The organism is Nocardia sp. NPDC023733 (genome assembly GCF_040639775.1).
Classification (GTDB): Bacteria; Actinomycetota; Actinomycetes; order Mycobacteriales; family Mycobacteriaceae; genus Nocardia; species Nocardia rosealba.
This window is the reverse complement of sequence record NZ_JBFAAN010000002.1, coordinates 615,607-631,587: the sequence shown is the minus strand read 5'-3', so window position 1 is coordinate 631,587 and position 15,981 is coordinate 615,607. Positions and strand designations below refer to the sequence as shown.

General features: G+C 67.9%; 14 protein-coding genes. 3 read left to right on the top strand and 11 right to left on the bottom strand.

Going from position 1 to position 15,981, the window contains the following annotated elements:
* Positions 1 to 130: 130 nt before the first annotated feature.
* The 6 genes from AB0F86_RS14380 to AB0F86_RS14355 form a co-directional block, all read right to left on the bottom strand.
* Positions 131 to 877 (bottom strand): sirohydrochlorin chelatase, encoded by a 747-nt coding sequence (locus AB0F86_RS14380; RefSeq protein ID WP_356985786.1) that lies wholly within the window; start codon positions 875 to 877, stop codon positions 131 to 133.
* Positions 871 to 2,109, bottom strand: a complete 1,239-nt coding sequence (locus tag AB0F86_RS14375; protein WP_181699560.1) for a uroporphyrinogen-III synthase — start codon at positions 2,107 to 2,109, stop codon at positions 871 to 873. Before AB0F86_RS14375 ends, AB0F86_RS14380 begins: the two co-directional genes overlap by 7 nt.
* Positions 2,106 to 2,483: a nitrite reductase small subunit NirD gene (nirD, locus tag AB0F86_RS14370; protein ID WP_067491499.1), complete on the bottom strand. Its 378-nt coding sequence runs from the start codon at positions 2,481 to 2,483 to the stop codon at positions 2,106 to 2,108. Before nirD ends, AB0F86_RS14375 begins: the two co-directional genes overlap by 4 nt.
* A gap of 63 nt (positions 2,484 to 2,546) precedes the next feature.
* Positions 2,547 to 5,093, bottom strand: coding sequence for a nitrite reductase large subunit NirB (gene nirB, locus AB0F86_RS14365; RefSeq protein ID WP_181699558.1), 2,547 nt, complete (start codon positions 5,091 to 5,093; stop codon positions 2,547 to 2,549).
* A gap of 30 nt (positions 5,094 to 5,123) precedes the next feature.
* Positions 5,124 to 6,563 (bottom strand): nitrate/nitrite transporter, encoded by a 1,440-nt coding sequence (locus tag AB0F86_RS14360; RefSeq protein WP_181699555.1) that lies wholly within the window; start codon positions 6,561 to 6,563, stop codon positions 5,124 to 5,126.
* 266 nt (positions 6,564 to 6,829) lie between these two features.
* Entirely contained in the window at positions 6,830 to 7,981 is a 1,152-nt protein-coding gene (locus AB0F86_RS14355) for an MFS transporter (protein ID WP_356985817.1), read from the bottom strand.
* Between the two features lie 294 nt (positions 7,982 to 8,275).
* Here AB0F86_RS14355 and AB0F86_RS14350 point away from each other — a divergent pair, with 294 nt between their 5' ends.
* Together AB0F86_RS14350 and AB0F86_RS14345 are read left to right on the top strand one after the other, a co-directional pair.
* Positions 8,276 to 8,947 (top strand): FadR/GntR family transcriptional regulator, encoded by a 672-nt coding sequence (locus AB0F86_RS14350; RefSeq protein ID WP_181699551.1) that lies wholly within the window; start codon positions 8,276 to 8,278, stop codon positions 8,945 to 8,947.
* A gap of 150 nt (positions 8,948 to 9,097) precedes the next feature.
* On the top strand, positions 9,098 to 10,579 hold the full coding sequence (locus tag AB0F86_RS14345) for an MFS transporter (protein WP_356985783.1): 1,482 nt from the start codon (positions 9,098 to 9,100) through the stop codon (positions 10,577 to 10,579).
* A 55-nt stretch (positions 10,580 to 10,634) separates the two neighbouring features.
* Here the strand turns inward: AB0F86_RS14345 and AB0F86_RS14340 are convergent, their stop codons facing one another.
* The 3 genes from AB0F86_RS14340 to AB0F86_RS14330 all read right to left on the bottom strand — a co-directional run bounded on the left by AB0F86_RS14340 (position 10,635) and on the right by AB0F86_RS14330 (position 13,959).
* On the bottom strand, positions 10,635 to 11,486 hold the full coding sequence (locus AB0F86_RS14340) for a TIGR02569 family protein (protein ID WP_181699625.1): 852 nt from the start codon (positions 11,484 to 11,486) through the stop codon (positions 10,635 to 10,637).
* Positions 11,487 to 11,594: 108 nt separating this feature from the next.
* On the bottom strand, positions 11,595 to 12,776 hold the full coding sequence (gene moeZ, locus AB0F86_RS14335; RefSeq protein ID WP_067637377.1) for an adenylyltransferase/sulfurtransferase MoeZ: 1,182 nt from the start codon (positions 12,774 to 12,776) through the stop codon (positions 11,595 to 11,597).
* A gap of 199 nt (positions 12,777 to 12,975) precedes the next feature.
* Positions 12,976 to 13,959, bottom strand: a complete 984-nt coding sequence (locus AB0F86_RS14330; protein ID WP_225279235.1) for a DUF3152 domain-containing protein — start codon at positions 13,957 to 13,959, stop codon at positions 12,976 to 12,978.
* Positions 13,960 to 14,259: 300 nt separating this feature from the next.
* Here AB0F86_RS14330 and AB0F86_RS14325 point away from each other — a divergent pair, with 300 nt between their 5' ends.
* Positions 14,260 to 14,925: a TetR/AcrR family transcriptional regulator gene (locus tag AB0F86_RS14325; protein ID WP_067985004.1), complete on the top strand. Its 666-nt coding sequence runs from the start codon at positions 14,260 to 14,262 to the stop codon at positions 14,923 to 14,925.
* 169 nt (positions 14,926 to 15,094) lie between these two features.
* On the opposite strand, the gene AB0F86_RS14320 is transcribed toward AB0F86_RS14325, so the two are convergent.
* Both AB0F86_RS14320 and AB0F86_RS14315 read right to left on the bottom strand, forming a co-directional pair.
* On the bottom strand, positions 15,095 to 15,322 hold the full coding sequence (locus tag AB0F86_RS14320) for a DUF3107 domain-containing protein (protein WP_067491482.1): 228 nt from the start codon (positions 15,320 to 15,322) through the stop codon (positions 15,095 to 15,097).
* Positions 15,323 to 15,426: 104 nt separating this feature from the next.
* Positions 15,427 to 15,960: a YceI family protein gene (locus tag AB0F86_RS14315; RefSeq protein WP_181699545.1), complete on the bottom strand. Its 534-nt coding sequence runs from the start codon at positions 15,958 to 15,960 to the stop codon at positions 15,427 to 15,429.
* Positions 15,961 to 15,981 lie beyond the last annotated feature (21 nt).

Genomic DNA, 15,981 nt, shown 5'->3' with positions numbered 1-15,981 from the left:
AGCGGACTACTGCAGGTGCGACACACCCAGCGGACGACTGCTGGTGCGGAACCGCCGGCGGACGACGGCGGGCACAGCACAGTAACGGACGATCGCGCGTGTTTTCGCGGCGTGCCCGAAAGCGCAAGTCCTAGTGGACGTTCGCGCGGACGAGTTCGTGAGCGGCGGTGCGGTAGCGGTCGGCGATGAGACGGACTACCGCGGGGTGGACGCCGATCGGTTCGGCGACGCCATCGGCGCCCGCGTCGTGCAGGCGCTGATGGAACAGGCCGTGGGCCAGCAGGTACGACGCGATGAACACTCGCTGCGAGCCCGATTCGCGCAGGGCAGCAACGACTTCCGGTACGCGCGGGGCGCCGGTGGCCACGTAGGCGATCCGAACCGGTGCGGCGAGCTGCTCGGCGAGCATCCCGGCCGCACGCCGAATATCCTGGCGCGCACGGGAATCCGACGAACCGGCGGCTGCGAAGACCACCGCGTCACCGGGCTGCCAACCAGCCGCGCGCAGGCGCATCGCCATGATCCTGGTCAGTGCGGGATCAGGACCCATGGCCGGAGTCACCGCCACGGCGGTATGGCCGCTCTCGGCGACCTCACGCGGAACGTCTTGGTACACGTGGTATCCCGAGGCCAGGAACGCCGGAACCACCACGGCCGGGCCGTCGAGATCACGCAGCACCTCCGACGGCGACGGGCCGAGCACATCGACGAAAGCGGTGCGCAGCAACGGGTTCGGGCCGGTGTTGTCCATGCCGCGGCCGAGTTCGGTGCCGACCGCGTCGGCGAGGGCCGCGATCATTTCCACCCCGCGCGCACTGCGGGTGCCGTGCGCGACGAGCACGAGGGCCGGCTCACCCGGCCGCGCCGCGCTCACCACACCCCGATCGTCTGGGTCCGCGCCGACCGTGCGGGCGTGCCGATGCCCGCGGCGTGCGGCGGCTGCACCGGCGGACGCGACGGCGCGTCGGAGCAGTCGGCCGCGTCGAGAGCGAGTCGATAACCGCGCTTCACCACGGTCTGAATGGCTTTCGGTGTGCCGAGTCCCGCGCGCAGGCGGGCGATCGCGGTTTCCACCGCATGGGTGTCGTCGCCACCGCCGGGCAGCGCCGAGAGCAGATCCTCGCGCGAGACCACCCGCCCGGGCTGACGCGCCAGCGACCGCATCAACGCCATCGGCGCGGGCGCGAGCTGACGCACCTCACCGTCGACGACAACGCAGCCACCGCGCACGCTGATGTGGTGCCCGGCCGCGTAGATCCGGTTGGCCCGGCGCGGCAGCTCCTCGGCCACGTGGCGGGCGAGCGCACCGAGCCGTGCCCGGCCGGGCATGGTCGTCGGCACGCCGAGTTCTTCCAGCGGTGCGGCGGTGATCGGGCCGACACAGGCGGCGAGCACGCGCCCGCGCAGGGCGTGCAGCACCGACTCGAGCAGTCCGGTTTCCTTGGCGCGCATGAGAAGTGAGGCCACGGCGGGGGCGCTGGTGAAGGTGACACAGTCGAGGCTGCCGGAGATGATCGAGTCGATCATCGAATCCATCGGCCCGCGATCGGCGGGCGGTTCCCACCGGTACACCGGCACCGGGACCACATCGGCGCCCGCGCAGCGCAGCACCTCGCAGAAGTCGGGTACCGGTTCCCACTCGGTGGTCGCGCCGTGCAACTGCACGGCGATTCGCACGCCCTCCACGCCCTCGGCGAGCAGGTGGTCGAGCACCTCGGCCGACGACTCGGACGCGGGCGACCACTCCTCGCGCAGTTCCGCGGCCCGGATGGCGCCCTTGGCCTTGGGCCCACGGGCGAGCATGCGGGTGGCGGCGAGGGTGTCACGCAGCGTCTCGGCCAACCCCCAGCCCTCGGCGGCCTCCATCCAGCCACGGAAACCGATGCCGGTGGTGGCCACGGTGATGGCGGGCGGGTCGGCGATGAGCTGTTCGGTGACCCGCTCGAGTTCGGTGTCGTCGGCGAGCGGGATGATGCGGATGGCGGGCGCGCTCACCACGGTGGCGCCACGGCGGGTGAGCAGGGTGCCGAATTCCTCGGCGCGACGAGCAGCGGTGATACCGATGGTGAAACCGGCGAGACAGGGTCCCGCTTCGGGCACAGAGTTCATGAAGTCACCGGTTCGTTCGACACCGAGACGATGCCGGCGTCGAGCCGCACGGCATATACCGGCAGAGACTGGGTCTCGTCGTCGAGGCAGCGGCCGTCGATCAGCGAGAAGGCCTGCTTGAGCAGGGGCGAGGCGACCACGGGTACCCCGCCCCGGTCGCCGACGATGCCGCGCGACATGACCGCGGCCCGGCCGAACGGATCGACATTGCCCACGGCGGCCAGCGTGCCGTCGGGTAGCAGGAACAGGGCGGCCTGCTTGCCGCCGTCGAGCAGGACCGCAACGCCGCGTCCCGGAATAAGGAAATCGAGTCGGCACGCCTGGGTCCAGGTCGTGGTCTCGGTGGTGATGGTGGGTGTGTCGATAACGGTCATCGGTTCCTCCTCCGAACGCCTTACCTATTGGTACAGGCGCCCTGTTTCCACAGGGTTAAGCGCTTATTTCCCGGCTGCTGCTGTGTCGGAGCCAACACCGGCAGGCATGCCGGGCAGACCGAGAAGCACTGGCACCTTGCGTTCGCCACTCTCGTCGAAGGCGATCGTGGGATCGGCTTCGTCAGGGGCATTGACGAAGGAGACGAAGCGCGACAGCTTGTTCTCGTCCTCGAGCACTGCGGCCCACTCGTCCTTGTATCCGTCGACGTGCTTGGCCATGGCGGCCTCGAGGTCGGCGGCGATGCCGAGGCTGTCGTCGCACACGACGGCCTTCAGGTAGTCCATGCCACCTTCGAGTGCCTCCTGCCAGGGCGCGGTGCGCTGCAGGCGGTCGGCGGTGCGGATGTAGAACATCAGGTAGCGGTCGATGTAGCGGATCAGCGTCTCGTCGTCGAGGTCGCCGGCGAGCAGCACGGCGTGCTTGGGGGTGAGACCACCGTTGCCGCCGACGTAGAGGTTCCAGCCGTTCTCGGTGGCGATCACGCCGACGTCCTTGCCACGGGCTTCGGCGCATTCACGCGCGCAGCCCGACACGGCCAGCTTCAGCTTGTGCGGCGAACGCAGGCCGCGGTACCGCTTCTCGAGCAGCACGGCCATGCCGACCGAGTCCTGCTGGCCGTAGCGGCACCAGGTGGAACCGACGCAGCTCTTCACGGTGCGCAGCGACTTGCCGTAGGCGTGCCCGGATTCCATACCCGCGTCGACCAGGCGCTTCCAGATCAGCGGCAGCTGTTCGACGCGCGCGCCGAACAGGTCGATGCGCTGACCACCGGTGACCTTCACGTACAGGTCGAATTCCTTGGCGACCTCGCCGATCACGATCAGCTGCTCGGCGGTCACCTCACCACCGGGCATACGCGGCACCACCGAGTAGGTGCCGTTCTTCTGCAGGTTGGCCAGGAAATGGTCGTTGGTGTCCTGCAGCGCGGCCTGCTCGCCCTCGAGGATGTGGTCGCTCGAGGTGGAGGCAAGGATCGAGGCGACGGTCGGCTTGCAGATATCGCAGCCCGAACCCTTGCCGTGCTTGGCGATCAGCTCCGAGAAGGTACGGATACCGGTGACGTTCACGATGTCGAACAGTTCGGCACGCGACTGCTCGAAGTGCTCGCACAGCGCCTTCGACAGCGCGACACCGGACTGCTCCAGCAGCTTCTTGATCATCGGCACGCAGCCACCGCAGGAGGTACCCGCGTTGGTGCAGCCCTTCACGGCCGGGATATCGCAGGCGCCCTCGGCGATGGCGCCGCAGATGGCGCCCTTGCTCACGTTGTTGCAGGAGCAGATCTGCGCGTCGTCGGGCAGCGCGTCGGCGCCCAGTTCGGCGCCGGCCGGGGAGATCAGCGAGGCCGGGTCGGCGGGCAGCGGACGCCCGACCAGCGGGCGAAGCGCGGCGTAGGCCGAGGCGTCGCCGACGAGGATCCCGCCGAGCAGGATCTCGGCGTTGTCGGAGACGACGAGCTTGGCGTAGGTGCCCTTGGCGGCGTCGTGCAGCACCACCGACAGCGCGCCCTCGGTGGTGGCGTGCGCGTCACCGAAGGAGGCCACGTCGACGCCCATCAGCTTCAGCTTGGTCGACATGTCGGCACCGGGGAACTCGCCCGCACCGCCGAGCAGGCGGTCGGCGACGATCTCGGCGGTGGTGTAACCGGGGGCGACCAGGCCGTAGCAGACACCTTCGACGGCGGCGCATTCACCGATGGCGTAGATGTCGGGGTCCGAGGACCGCAGGCCCAGATCGGTGAGAATGCCTCCGCGCGGGCCGATTTCGAGCCCGGCCTCCTTGGCGACGGAGTCGTGCGGGCGGATACCGGCGGAGAACACCACCAGCGAGGCGTGGATCTCCGACTCGTCGGACAGGTGCAGCTTGACCCCGCCGGTCTCCTCCTCGATCGACTCGATCTTGGCGGTGCCGACGCCCGTGTGCACGTTCAGGCCGATGTCGGAGACCAGCTTCTCCAGGATCGCGCCACCACCGGCGTCGACCTGGGCGGGCATCAGGCGGTCGTTGTACTCGATGACGTGCGGGGTCATGCCCATCAGGCGCAGCGCGTTGGCCGCCTCCAAGCCGAGCAGACCACCGCCGATCACCACACCGTGCGCACCGGGGCCGGCCTTCTCGGCCGCGGCGCGGATGCCGTCCAGGTCCTCGATGGTGCGGTAGACGAAGCACTCGGGCAGGTCGTGGCCGGGCACCGGCGGCACGAAGGCGTAGGAACCGGTGGCCATCACCAGCGCGTCGTAGGCGATGACGTCACCGGTGGAGGTGGTGACGGTCTTGGCCGCGCGGTCGATGGACTCGCCGCGCTGGCCGAGCCGCAGCTCCACCAGCTCGTCGCCGGAGTACATGTTGCCCGGCAGCGCCAGGTCGTCGGGGTTCCAGTTGCCGACGTAGTAGGACAGGCCGACGCGGTCGTAGGCGGGCAGCTTCTCCTCGGAGAGCACGACCACGCGCCACTGTCCGGCGTCGTCGCGCGAGCGAAGGGCCTCGACGAAGCGGTGTCCGACCATGCCGTGGCCGACCACGACCACTGTCTTGCGAGTGCTGTTCATGAGAGTGACCTCCTGGATTGTGGTCGGTTGTCAGCGAGCCGACGAAGTGCTGGATTCGGCCTCGAGGACCAGGGATTCGGCCTCGGCCACGACATCGGAGTCGACGGCGGCGCGGGGGCGGCGCAGGAACACCGTCCAGGTGACCGCGGCGCAGACCACGTAGAAGGCGAGGAACACCCAGAACGCGGTGGTCGCCGAGGCGGTGCTGGCGTAGGAGGAGCGCAGCACCATGTTGATGCCGACGCCGCCGAGGGCACCGATGGCGCCGACGAAACCGATCAGGGCGCCGGAGGTGTTCTGCGACCAGGCGGCCTGTTCGGCGCGCGGCAGCGGCAGGCTCTTGGACTTGGCCTCGAACACCGACGGGATGATCTTGGTGACGGCGCCGTTGCCGAAACCCGACAGGATGAACAGGGCGATGAAGCCGGCGACCAGGATCGTCATGGTCGATCCGGTGGCGATGCCGTTGTTGCGGTCGGCCAGCGTCGAGGCGAAGATCACGACCAGCGCGGCGGCCATCATGGCGCCGAAGGTGGCGATGGTGACCTTGCTGCCACCGATGCGGTCGGCCATCTTGCCGCCGTAGGGGCGGGCGAGCGAACCGAGCAGCGGACCGATGAACGCGATCGAGGCGGCGTGGATGGCGGCCTGGGTCGCGGTGTCACCACCGGCCTTGAAGCTGATCTGCAGGATCTGGCCGAAGGCGAAGCTGTAGCCGATGAACGAACCGAAGGTGCCGATGTAGAGGAAGGCGATGGCCCAGGACTGCGGCACGCGCAGGGCCTTGAGCATGTAGGACATGTCGGCCTTCTGGTTGGTCAGGTTGTCCATGTACAGCGCGGCACCGACCGCGGTGACACCGACCAGGACCAGGTAGACCGCGCAGATCACGTAGGCGTAGTCGCCACCGAGAGTGACCAGCACGAGCAGGCCGAGCAGCTGGATCACCGGCACGCCGATATTGCCGCCGCCGGCGTTCATGCCGAGCGCCCAGCCCTTGAGCCGCTGCGGGTAGAAGGCGTTGATGTTGGTCATCGAGGAGGCGAAGTTGCCGCCACCGAAGCCGGCGAACGCGGCGACGATCAGGAAGGTGGTGTAGGACGTGCCCGGCTGGTTGACGAAGTACAGCGTCAGCAGCAGCGGGACGAGCAGCAGGAACGCGCTGAAGATGGTCCAGTTGCGACCACCGAAGCGGGCCGTTGCCACGGTGTAGGGAATGCGCAGGAACGCGCCGACGAGCGTTGGCATGGCGACGAGGAAGAACTTGCCCGCCGGATCGATGCCGAACTTGTCGGTGGGCATGAACAGCACCATCACCGACCAGATGGACCACACCGAGAAACCGATGTGCTCGGCGATCACCGACCAGATCAGGTTGCGCTTGGCAACGTCCTTGCCGCCGGCCTCCCAGGCCGCGACATCTTCGGCATCCCAGTGCTCGATGTCGTGGTTACGCTTCAGCGTGCTCAAGTTGGGCCTCCCAAAAGTGCGATGGCCCAACGGTAGGAAATGGGTATTGCCGAAATGCTGCGGGAAATTGCGCTTGAATCAACGGTTTCTCACGCCGCCCCGGTCACAGGGGTGAGATCAGCCCTTTTGTTTCGGGCATGTGACACAACGATTTCCGCACGTAAGAAGGCGGCCGGAAATCATTCGAAACGCCCGTGAGGGTGTGATCTAGGTAGCATCGACCCGAACGCACCATTACGCAACTCGAACGGTGAGTTTTCTTCCGCTCAATTCCAGGTGTCTTCGAGCATGCGCGGTTTGCAGGCCTGCCAGGCACCGGTGAGGAGCACGCCGAGTGCGACGAGCAGCAGACCGAACGGGGCCAGCCAGCCACCGGTGGCCGTGTGCAGGATGCCGAACAGCAGCGGACCGACACAGGCGACGACGTAACCGACGCCCTGGGTGAATCCGGACAGCGCCGCCGAGCCCTGCGGAGTGCGGGTACGCAGGTTGATGAGGGTGAGCGCCATCGGGAAGGTGCTCGGGCCGAGGCCGAGCAGCACCACCCACAGCAGCGGCGCGCCCATCGGCGCGATCAGCAGACCCGCGAACGCAATGACGAATAGCACCATGCACGCGACGACGACCGGGAACGGATTGCGCATGCGCGAGACGACGGTCGGCGCACCGAGCGCCGGGATCAGGCCGATCAGCGCGAACAGCGCGACCATGTTGCCGCCGAAGGCGGCGCTGGCGCCCGCGTCGGCCAGGATGGTCGGCAGCCAGGTGAACATGGCGTAGGTGGTGAGCGAGGTCATGCCGAACATGCCCGCCATGCCCCAGGCCACCGGGGAACGCCACACTTTGCCTGTGGCCGTCGGTGTTTCGGACGGCAGCGCGGTGGTGTCGGCCTTGTCGCGGCCACGGCGGTCGCGCAGGACGACCAGCCACGGCACCGCCGCGGCGAAACCGACGAGCGCCCACACGCCCATCGAGATGCGCCACCCGTGCGCCTCGGCCAGCGGCACCGCGACGAACGCGGGAATGACCGTGCTCAGCTGCACCATCACGATGTAGAGCGAGGAGATCGACGCCAGCCGATCGGCGAAATACCGCTTGACCAGCGGCGGAATCACCACATTGCCGATACCCATGCCGAGCAGCGCCACCCCGGACAAGGCGAGCAGCTCGCCGGTGCCGGAGGAGAACACGCGGGCGAGCGAACCGAATCCGGCCAGCAGCATCGCCAGCAGAACCGTGCGCTCCAGCCCGAAACGCCGCACCGCGAACGGGGTGACCAGCCCGGCGACGCCGAACATCGCGGTCGGCAGCATGCCGAACACGCCGACGATGGCGGTGCCGTACCCGATGTCGTCACCGATCTGCTCGGCCAGCGGGCTGAACGCGGTGACGGCGGCACGCAGGGTGAGCGCCGACATGATGATGGCCGCGAGAACCAGCAGCCGTCCCTCGATCAGCGAGCGGCGGGTGAGCTGCTCGGACTCCGCCTGATCGACCTCGGCGGGCGGATTCGGGAGCGCACTCCCACCATCGACCGCATCCCATCGACCATCGACCTGCCCATCGACAGGGGTGAGCCGGGTCAAGGTTTCGGAGGAGGGCGGAGGAGTCACAGGGGAAATCATAGGATGACCCGATGATCGGCGCCAGCAAATGTGAGCGACGAGTCAGGCGTGGGTACCGGCCTGCCCCTTTGCCTTACGCTGGCTCACGTGCAACCCGTCCGGCGCTCCAGCCTCATCGCCCAGGTGACCGAACAACTGCGCGCCGAAATCCGGTCGGGCCGTTGGCCGGTCGGCGGCCGTATCCCTACCGAACCCGAGCTCACCGAACTCACCGGCACCGGCCGCAATACCGTGCGTGAAGCCGTGCAGGCCCTGGTCCACGCGGGCATGCTCGAGCGCCGCCAGGGTTCGGGCACCTACGTGATCGCCACCTCCGAGGTGGGCGGCACGCTCGGCAAGTACTTCGCCGACGCCGAGGAACGCGACATCCTCGAATTGCGCCAGGCGCTCGACACCACCGCCGCGGGCTTGGCCGCGCGTCGCCGCGACGACACCGATATCGCCAACCTGCGCCGCCTGCTCGCCGAGCGCAACGACCGCGACTGGACCAAGCCTGACCCGGTGGCCATCGCCGCCGATGTGGAATTGCACCGCGCGATCGTCGTCGCCAGCCACAACGCCGTGTATCTGGAGTTCTACGACTCGCTGCTGCCGGTGATCGAGCAGGTGATCCACGCGCGCACCGCCAAATCCGACGACGCCTACGACAGCGAGCACATCGAACTGGTGCAGGCCGTCATCGACGGCGACGCCGAGCGCGCGATGCAGGCCGCGCGCTGCTTCCTCGGCTCGCTCATCGCCGAGTACCCGGATCGTTGAGTTTCGCCCGGTAACCGAGCTGTCACCTCGGCGCGAATCGCTCGGTGAGCCCGAGTTGGCTCGAATGTCACCTGAGGCCATTGTCACGCAACAACCGGCTTCTACCGTTTCTCTCGACACCGCATCACGCGCCCGATCGAGAGGAAGCCGATGACCGCAATCGCCGCCACCGGCCAGACGACAGACACCGCGTCGTTCGAGTATGAGAAGAAGGGCCGCTGGCTCACCCAGTGGGAGCCCGACAATCCGAAATTCTGGGAATCGGGCGGTGAGAAGACCGCCAAGAAGAACCTGTGGTTCTCGGTGTTCGCCGAGAACCTAGGCTTCAGCGTCTGGGTCCTGTTCGGTTCCATCGTCACCGCCATGGGCGCCGCGGGCTTCACGTTCCTGGAGGGCCTCGGCAAGGGCAACCCGACCGCCGTCGCCAACGCCCTGCTGCTGACCTCGGTGCCCACCCTGGTCGGCGCCACCCTGCGCATCCCCTACACCTTCGCCGTCCCCAAGTTCGGCGGCCGGGCCTTCACCACGTTCAGCGCCGCCATGCTGCTGTTCCCGACGCTGGGCCTGGCGTACTTCATCAACCAGCCGGGCACCCCGATGTGGGTGTTCCTGCTGCTGGCCGCGCTCGCCGGCGTGGGCGGCGGCAACTTCTCGTCCTCGATGGCCAACATCTCGTTCTTCTTCCCCGAAGGCAAGAAGGGCGCCGCGCTGGGCATCAACGCCGCAGGCGGCAATCTCGGTGTGGCACAGACCCAATTGGCCGCGCCGCTGCTGATCACCCTCGGCACGCACCTGCTGGCCAAGGACGCGGCGGGCTACCGGTTCGGCCTCACCCTCGCCATCCTGGTCTGGGTGCCGTTCATCCTGGTCGCCGCGTTCGGCGCCCTGCGGTACATGGACTCGATCGCCTCGGCCAAGGCCGACGGCAAGTCCTACAAGCTGGCGTTGACCAACCCGCACACCTGGATCATGTCGTTCCTCTACATCGGCACCTTCGGTTCGTTCATCGGCTTCTCATTCGCCTTCCCGACCCTGATCAAGGCCAACTTCCCGCACCTGACGCAGATCGGCTGGATCAGCACGGTCGGTAACCTCGCCTTCCTCGGCGCCCTCGTCGGGTCGTTCAGCCGCCCGGTCGGCGGGTGGATTTCCGACAAGGTCGGCGGCGCGCGCATCACGGTCATGGTCTTCACCGGAATGGCCGTGGCAGTCGCGTTGATCATGACCGCGCTGTCGATGAAGAGCTTCCCGCTCTACCTCGCCGCGTTCCTGCTGCTGTTCGTGCTCACCGGGGTCGGCAACGGCTCGACCTACCGGATGATCCCGTCGATCTTCGGCGCCACCGCCAAGAAGTACGCCGCCGAACACGGCATGGAGATCACCGAGGCACAGGCATCGGCACGTCGTCAGGCCGGCGCCGCGATCGGCGTGATCGGAGCGGTCGGAGCCTTCGGCGGATTCATCCTGCAGCAGGCACTTCGCTTGTCCAACATCAACTTCGGTTCCATGGCCCCCGCCTTCTGGGCCTACGCCGTCACCTTCGTCGTCATGGCGGGCGTCACCTGGTGGTGCTACCTGCGCACCTCCTTCGCCGCCGACAAGGTCCCGTCCCTGGCCTACGCCAACGTCTGACACCACGAAAGCCGCGCCCGGAATCCCCGACCGGGCGCGGCTTTCGGCATTTCTCCTACAGCACCAGGCGGACCATATCGGCCGTGCGGGCAAGGCCGGGAAAGGCTTCCGGGGTGGAGCGTGGGTGCAGGGCGTGCACGGCGAGGCGGAAGATCAAGGCGCGCAACAGCATCTGTGGCCATTCGGGCAGGCTGGACCAGCGTTCCAGGAGACCGTCGTCACCGCCGCCCCAGGCCAGCGCGTCGACGACAACCACGCCGGCCGCCCAGGCGGCGGGGCGCCAGTAGGGGGTGATGTCGGTGAGGCCCGGTGCGTGCGCGCCGGAGAACAGGACCGTACCGAACAGGTCGCCGTGCACGAGCTGGTCGGGGCTGCGCACCGGTTTGCGCAAAGTGGCCAGCTGGCCGATCAATTCGAGGCTGCGCTGACCGTCGGGGGTCGCGGTGAGCGGCACGCCGCCGGCGCGCAGGGTGCGCAACGGCACCGACTCCCAGGCGGCGCGGTCGGCGGCGACGAACACATCCACATCCACCCACGGCGCGACGGGCGGCTGCACCAGGAAACGCGGGCGTTCCAGCTGTGCTGTCGCCTTGTGTAATCGCAGCGACACCGACACCACCTCGTCGTGGCGGGGTTCGGGGGCGCCGTCGATGAAGGTGTCGGCGCGCCAGCCCGACACCACGTAGCGGCCGTCGGTGGCACGCACCGGCCGCGCGACGCGCACACCGTCGACGGCGAGGGTTTCGCGCACCTTGGCCGACCACGCCGCGCGGGCGTGATCGGCCACCGGGCTCAGCACCACATCGCCGAGCCGCCAGCCACCGTCCCAGTCACCGAGGGAGACCGGCGTCACTTCGCGAAGACCGAATGTGGCCCGCACATGCTCGGGTGGTTCGACTGAAGTCACTGACGTCACGGCCGTACCGTAACCCTGAGGACGCGTCAACAGCCCGAAGGCACGCTGGCACGCGACCCCATTGCGACCTCCCCGCAATCAACGGCCGATCGGTACGGATCAGTACACGGGCAGCGACGGATCGACCTGCTTGGCCCACGCGACCACGCCGCCCTGCAGGTGCGTGGCGTCGGCGAAACCGGCGCGCTTGAGCGCGGCCAGCGCCTCGGCCGAGCGGATCCCGGTCTTGCAGTGCAACACGATCGGCTTGTTCTGCGGCAGCTCCGAGAGCGCCTCACCGGAGAGGATGCGGTCCTTGGGGATCAGCGTCGCACCGTCGATGTGCACGATGTCCCACTCCACCGGCTCGCGCACGTCGATCAGTTCGACCTTGTCGGCGTCGAGCAGGTCCTTCAGCTCGGCGGCGGTGACGGTCGATCCGGCGGCGGCGGCCTGACCCTCCTCCGACACCACACCGCAGAACGCCTCGTAGTCGATCAGCTCGGTGATCGGCTGACGTTCCGGATCGCGGCGCAGCTTGATGGTGCGGTAGTTCATGTCCAGTGCGTCGTAGACCATCAGACGGCCCAGCAGCGTCTCACCGATACCGGTGATGAGCTTGATCGCCTCGGTCACCATCACCGAACCGATCGACGCGCACAGCACGCCGAGCACGCCGCCTTCGGCGCAGGACGGGACCATGCCCGGCGGCGGGGCCTCCGGGTACAGGTCGCGGTAGTTGATGCCACGCCCGTCGGGTGCGTCCTCCCAGAACACCGACACCTGGCCCTCGAAGCGGTAGATCGAGCCCCACACGTAGGGCTTGCCCGCGAGGACGGCGGCGTCGTTGACCAGGTAGCGGGTGGCGAAGTTGTCGGTGCCGTCGACGATCAGGTCGTACTCGCGGAACAGCTCGACCGCGTTGTCGGGTTCGAGGCGGATCTTGTGCAGCCGCACGTCGATTCCCGAGTTGATCTCGAGGATCGAATCGCGGGCGCTGTCGGCCTTGGACCGGCCGATATCGGACTCACCGTGGATGACCTGACGCTGCAGGTTCGACATGTCGACCTCGTCGAACTCGACGATGCCGAGCGTGCCGACGCCCGCGGCCGCCAGATACAGCAGGGCGGGCGAACCGAGACCGCCCGCGCCGATCACGAGCACCTTGGCGTTCTTCAACCGTTTCTGACCGTCGACACCGAGATCGGGGATGATCAGGTGGCGGCTGTACCGCGCGACCTCGTCCTTGGTCAGTTCCGCCGCAGGCTCGACGAGCGGCGGCAAGGACCCGTTGAAAGACACCTTCGGAACTCCGTTTCACTAGCGGCTGGCGCCGCGGGTTTGCGGCCTGTTCCCTTGATCTTCCCTCCCGCCGGGCGCTCCTTCGTCGCACCCTCTGGTCAGTCCAGATCAAGGCGGCCGCAAACCGATGGCCGTGTGTATCTACAACACTGCCCGCCGTACTGTTCTTCCCGCCCATGGTCTCGCACAGGCGGAGCTGTCAGCCGCGCGGGTACGGCCAGGGGTTGAAGCGGCAGGTCTTGCCGTCGGGCGGGACCACACCGTGCGGGTCGAGCAGGGCGATGTCGTTGTTCTTGGTGCCGAAGGTTTGCTGCATCATGATCGGCGCCAGGCCGCCCTCGGTCTCACACGGCTGGTGGCCGTGGTAGCCGATGGCGTGGCCGACCTCGTGGTTGACGAGGTACTGCCGGTAGGAACCGATGTCGCCGTCGAAGGCGAGCGCGCCGCGCACCCAGCGGGCCTCCGACAGCACCACCCGGTCGATGCTCGCGTTGTAACACGACGAGTCGATGGGGATCTCGAATCCACAAGCGGCGCGGGTGCTTTCGCGGGAGGTGAGGGAGAGCCGGAAGTCGGGTTCGCCGACGTCGATGCGCTGGAACCCGAACTTGGGGTCCTTGGTCCAGCTCTTGGGGTTGGCCAGGGTGGTCTCCACCATCTTGGCCACGGCCACGTCGCCACCGTAGGCCGAGGTGTCGATGCCGTCTTCCACCTCGACGGTGTAGCGGAACACCCGCTCGGTGCCCGCCCCGACCTGTGGGCCCGCGCCCGGCACCACATGCCAGGTGCCCGCGCCGCGCTCGACGAACGCGCCGCCCTCGGGGAGCGCGCCGAGCGGCAGGTCGGCGGGGAACTTCCCGTCGCCGGGCGGTGCGCCGATGATGCCGGACTGGGCGACGTTCGGGCTCAACGCCCCGAACCCCGGGTCCACCGGGGCGGGCTGCTTGGCCACGCGCAGCGCGTCGAAGATCACGAACGCCGTCACCGCCAGCAACACCGGCAGCGCGTAGGCCCGCCACCCGTAGGTGGACACGAAGCGGCCGAGGGCGCTCTGCTTCTTGGCGTCGCGCTGTGGGCTGCGCGGCCTGCCGGTGTCGGCTTCGGCGGGATCCCAGCGTGCACGGAGGGGCTGACGCGATCGGTCGGCCGGTTGGTACAGCCCGAGGGGGTCGTAGACCTGCAGTTCCCGCCCTTCTGACTCCGAAGTCACTGAACCGGACTCGGTGGTTTGCGTGGGGCGAGCGACATCGCGCCCGCCGCCGGATGGTCGTTCCGGGCGGTCGGTCACCACACCAGATTCTCACAGTGGCCAAATCGGTGACGCGGGTGGCCGGGGAAGATCCGCCGGTTACGGCCCGGCGAACGTTCCCGCCTGGTACTACATTTCCGTAGGCGATACTCCGGGGGAACACTGTGCGAGTATCGTTCGTGGGACATCGGGCGCACATTCGCCTGCCTGGTGTAGTCGACAAAGAGAGCCGAGATGACTGACCTCGTGGACCGCATGACCTCGCGCCGATCGGTGCCGGAGACGGTCCCGGCAAAGCGCGGCACCCGCCTGCCTCGTGATGAGCGGCGTCAGCAACTGCTGCTCGCGGCGAGCGAGGTATTCGTCCAGCGTGGTTACCACGCCGCGGGCATGGACGAGATCTCGCAGGTGGCCGGTGTCAGCAAGCCGGTGCTCTACCAGCACTTCGCGAGCAAGCTGGAACTGTATCTGGCGGTGCTGCAGAACTATGTGGACATCCTGGTGTCGAGCGTGCGTCAGGCGCTGCGCTCCACCACCGACAACAAGCAGCGGGTGCGCGCCGCCGTCGCCGCCTACTTCGACTTCGTCGACAACGAGATGCAGGGTTTCCGCCTCGTCTTCGAATCCGACCTCACCAGCGAACCGCAGGTGCAGCGCCGGGTCGAACAGGCCACCGAGGCCTGCGTCGACGCGGTGTTCGACCTGGTCGCCCACGACTCCGGTCTCGACCCGTACCGGGCGCGCATCCTGGCCGTCGGCCTGGTGGGGGCGAGCCAGTTCTCGGCGCGCTACTGGCTCGAGGCCGACCGCCCGGTCCCCAAGGACGAGGCCGTCGACACCACCGTGGCCCTGGCCTGGGGCGGCCTGAAGCACGTGCCGTTCCGCCTCTCCGGGTCTTGAGGCCAGACTCGGGTTCGTGGGCATTTCCGAAGGCGGCAAGCCCTCTGGAAGTGGCTGGGTCAGCCCGTACCCGGTGAGTTACCCATGTACTGACGAAATCAGTTGTCTCGTCCGTGACAAGAATGGGCCCGCCTTCGGTGTGAAGGCGGGCCCATTCGTGTTTCGCGTCTTACACGGTGGCGAAGCCGACGCGGCCGACGGCCGGGGAACCGATCTCCACGTAGGCGACTTTCGCGGCCTGGATCAGGAACTTGCGGTTCTTGTCGTCGGTGAGCTTGACGACGCCACCGGAGCCGCTGAGGGCATCGGTCACCAGCGCCTCGATCTCGTCAGGGCTCTGCGAGCTGTTGATGACGAGCTCCCGAGGGCTATCCGAAATACCGATCTTGACCTCCACGGCCAACCTCCGAACGTAAGAGTCCTGTGTTGTCCTCTTCAGGCTAATGCAGCCACCCGACCCCGGTGACACACCCGCCTGCGCTGTGAGCGAACGAGCGGGGATCAGGGTTCGACGAGCTCGATCTCGAGTTCGATCTTGACGGTGTCCGACAGCATGCCCGGCATGGGGCCGCCGACACCGAAATCGGTGCGCTTGATGGCACCGGTCGCGGAGAAGCCGGCGTGGCGCGAGCCGTCGGGGAAGTCGCCGACGCCGCCCCACTCCACCTCGAGGGTGAGCGGCTTGGTGACGGTGCCGAGGGTGGCCTCGCCGGTGACGGTGAAGGTCTCCGCGATGCGGACCGGTTCGGTGGCGCGGAAGCTCAGGGTCGGACGGTTGGCGACATCGAGGAAGTCGGCGTTGCGCACATGGGCGTCGCGGTCGGCGTTGCCGGTGTCGAAGGAGTCCAGGTCGATGGTCGCGCCGATGGTGGCGGCACCGGATTCGTCGACCACGAACTCGGTCTCGAACCGGGTGAAGCCGCCGCGCACCTTGGCGATGCCGAGGTGGCGAACGGTGAACGAAACCGAGGAATGGCTGCGGTCCAGCGTCCAGGATCCGGCCTTCAGCTGCTGTGTCTGTGTCGAAGAAGTCATGCGTCCAGCCTGACCGGACCG

Coding starts and splice junctions, on each gene's coding strand:
- AB0F86_RS14375 (WP_181699560.1), bottom strand. CDS start 2,109: ATGAACTCTGTGCCCGAAGCGGGACCCTGTCTCGCCGGTTTCACCATC.
- nirD (WP_067491499.1), bottom strand. CDS start 2,483: ATGACCGTTATCGACACACCCACCATCACCACCGAGACCACGACCTGG.
- nirB (WP_181699558.1), bottom strand. CDS start 5,093: ATGAACAGCACTCGCAAGACAGTGGTCGTGGTCGGCCACGGCATGGTC.
- AB0F86_RS14355 (WP_356985817.1), bottom strand. CDS start 7,981: ATGTCGGCGCTCACCCTGCGTGCCGCCGTCACCGCGTTCAGCCCGCTG.
- AB0F86_RS14345 (WP_356985783.1), top strand. CDS start 9,098: ATGACCGCAATCGCCGCCACCGGCCAGACGACAGACACCGCGTCGTTC.
- AB0F86_RS14325 (WP_067985004.1), top strand. CDS start 14,260: ATGACTGACCTCGTGGACCGCATGACCTCGCGCCGATCGGTGCCGGAG.
- AB0F86_RS14315 (WP_181699545.1), bottom strand. CDS start 15,960: ATGACTTCTTCGACACAGACACAGCAGCTGAAGGCCGGATCCTGGACG.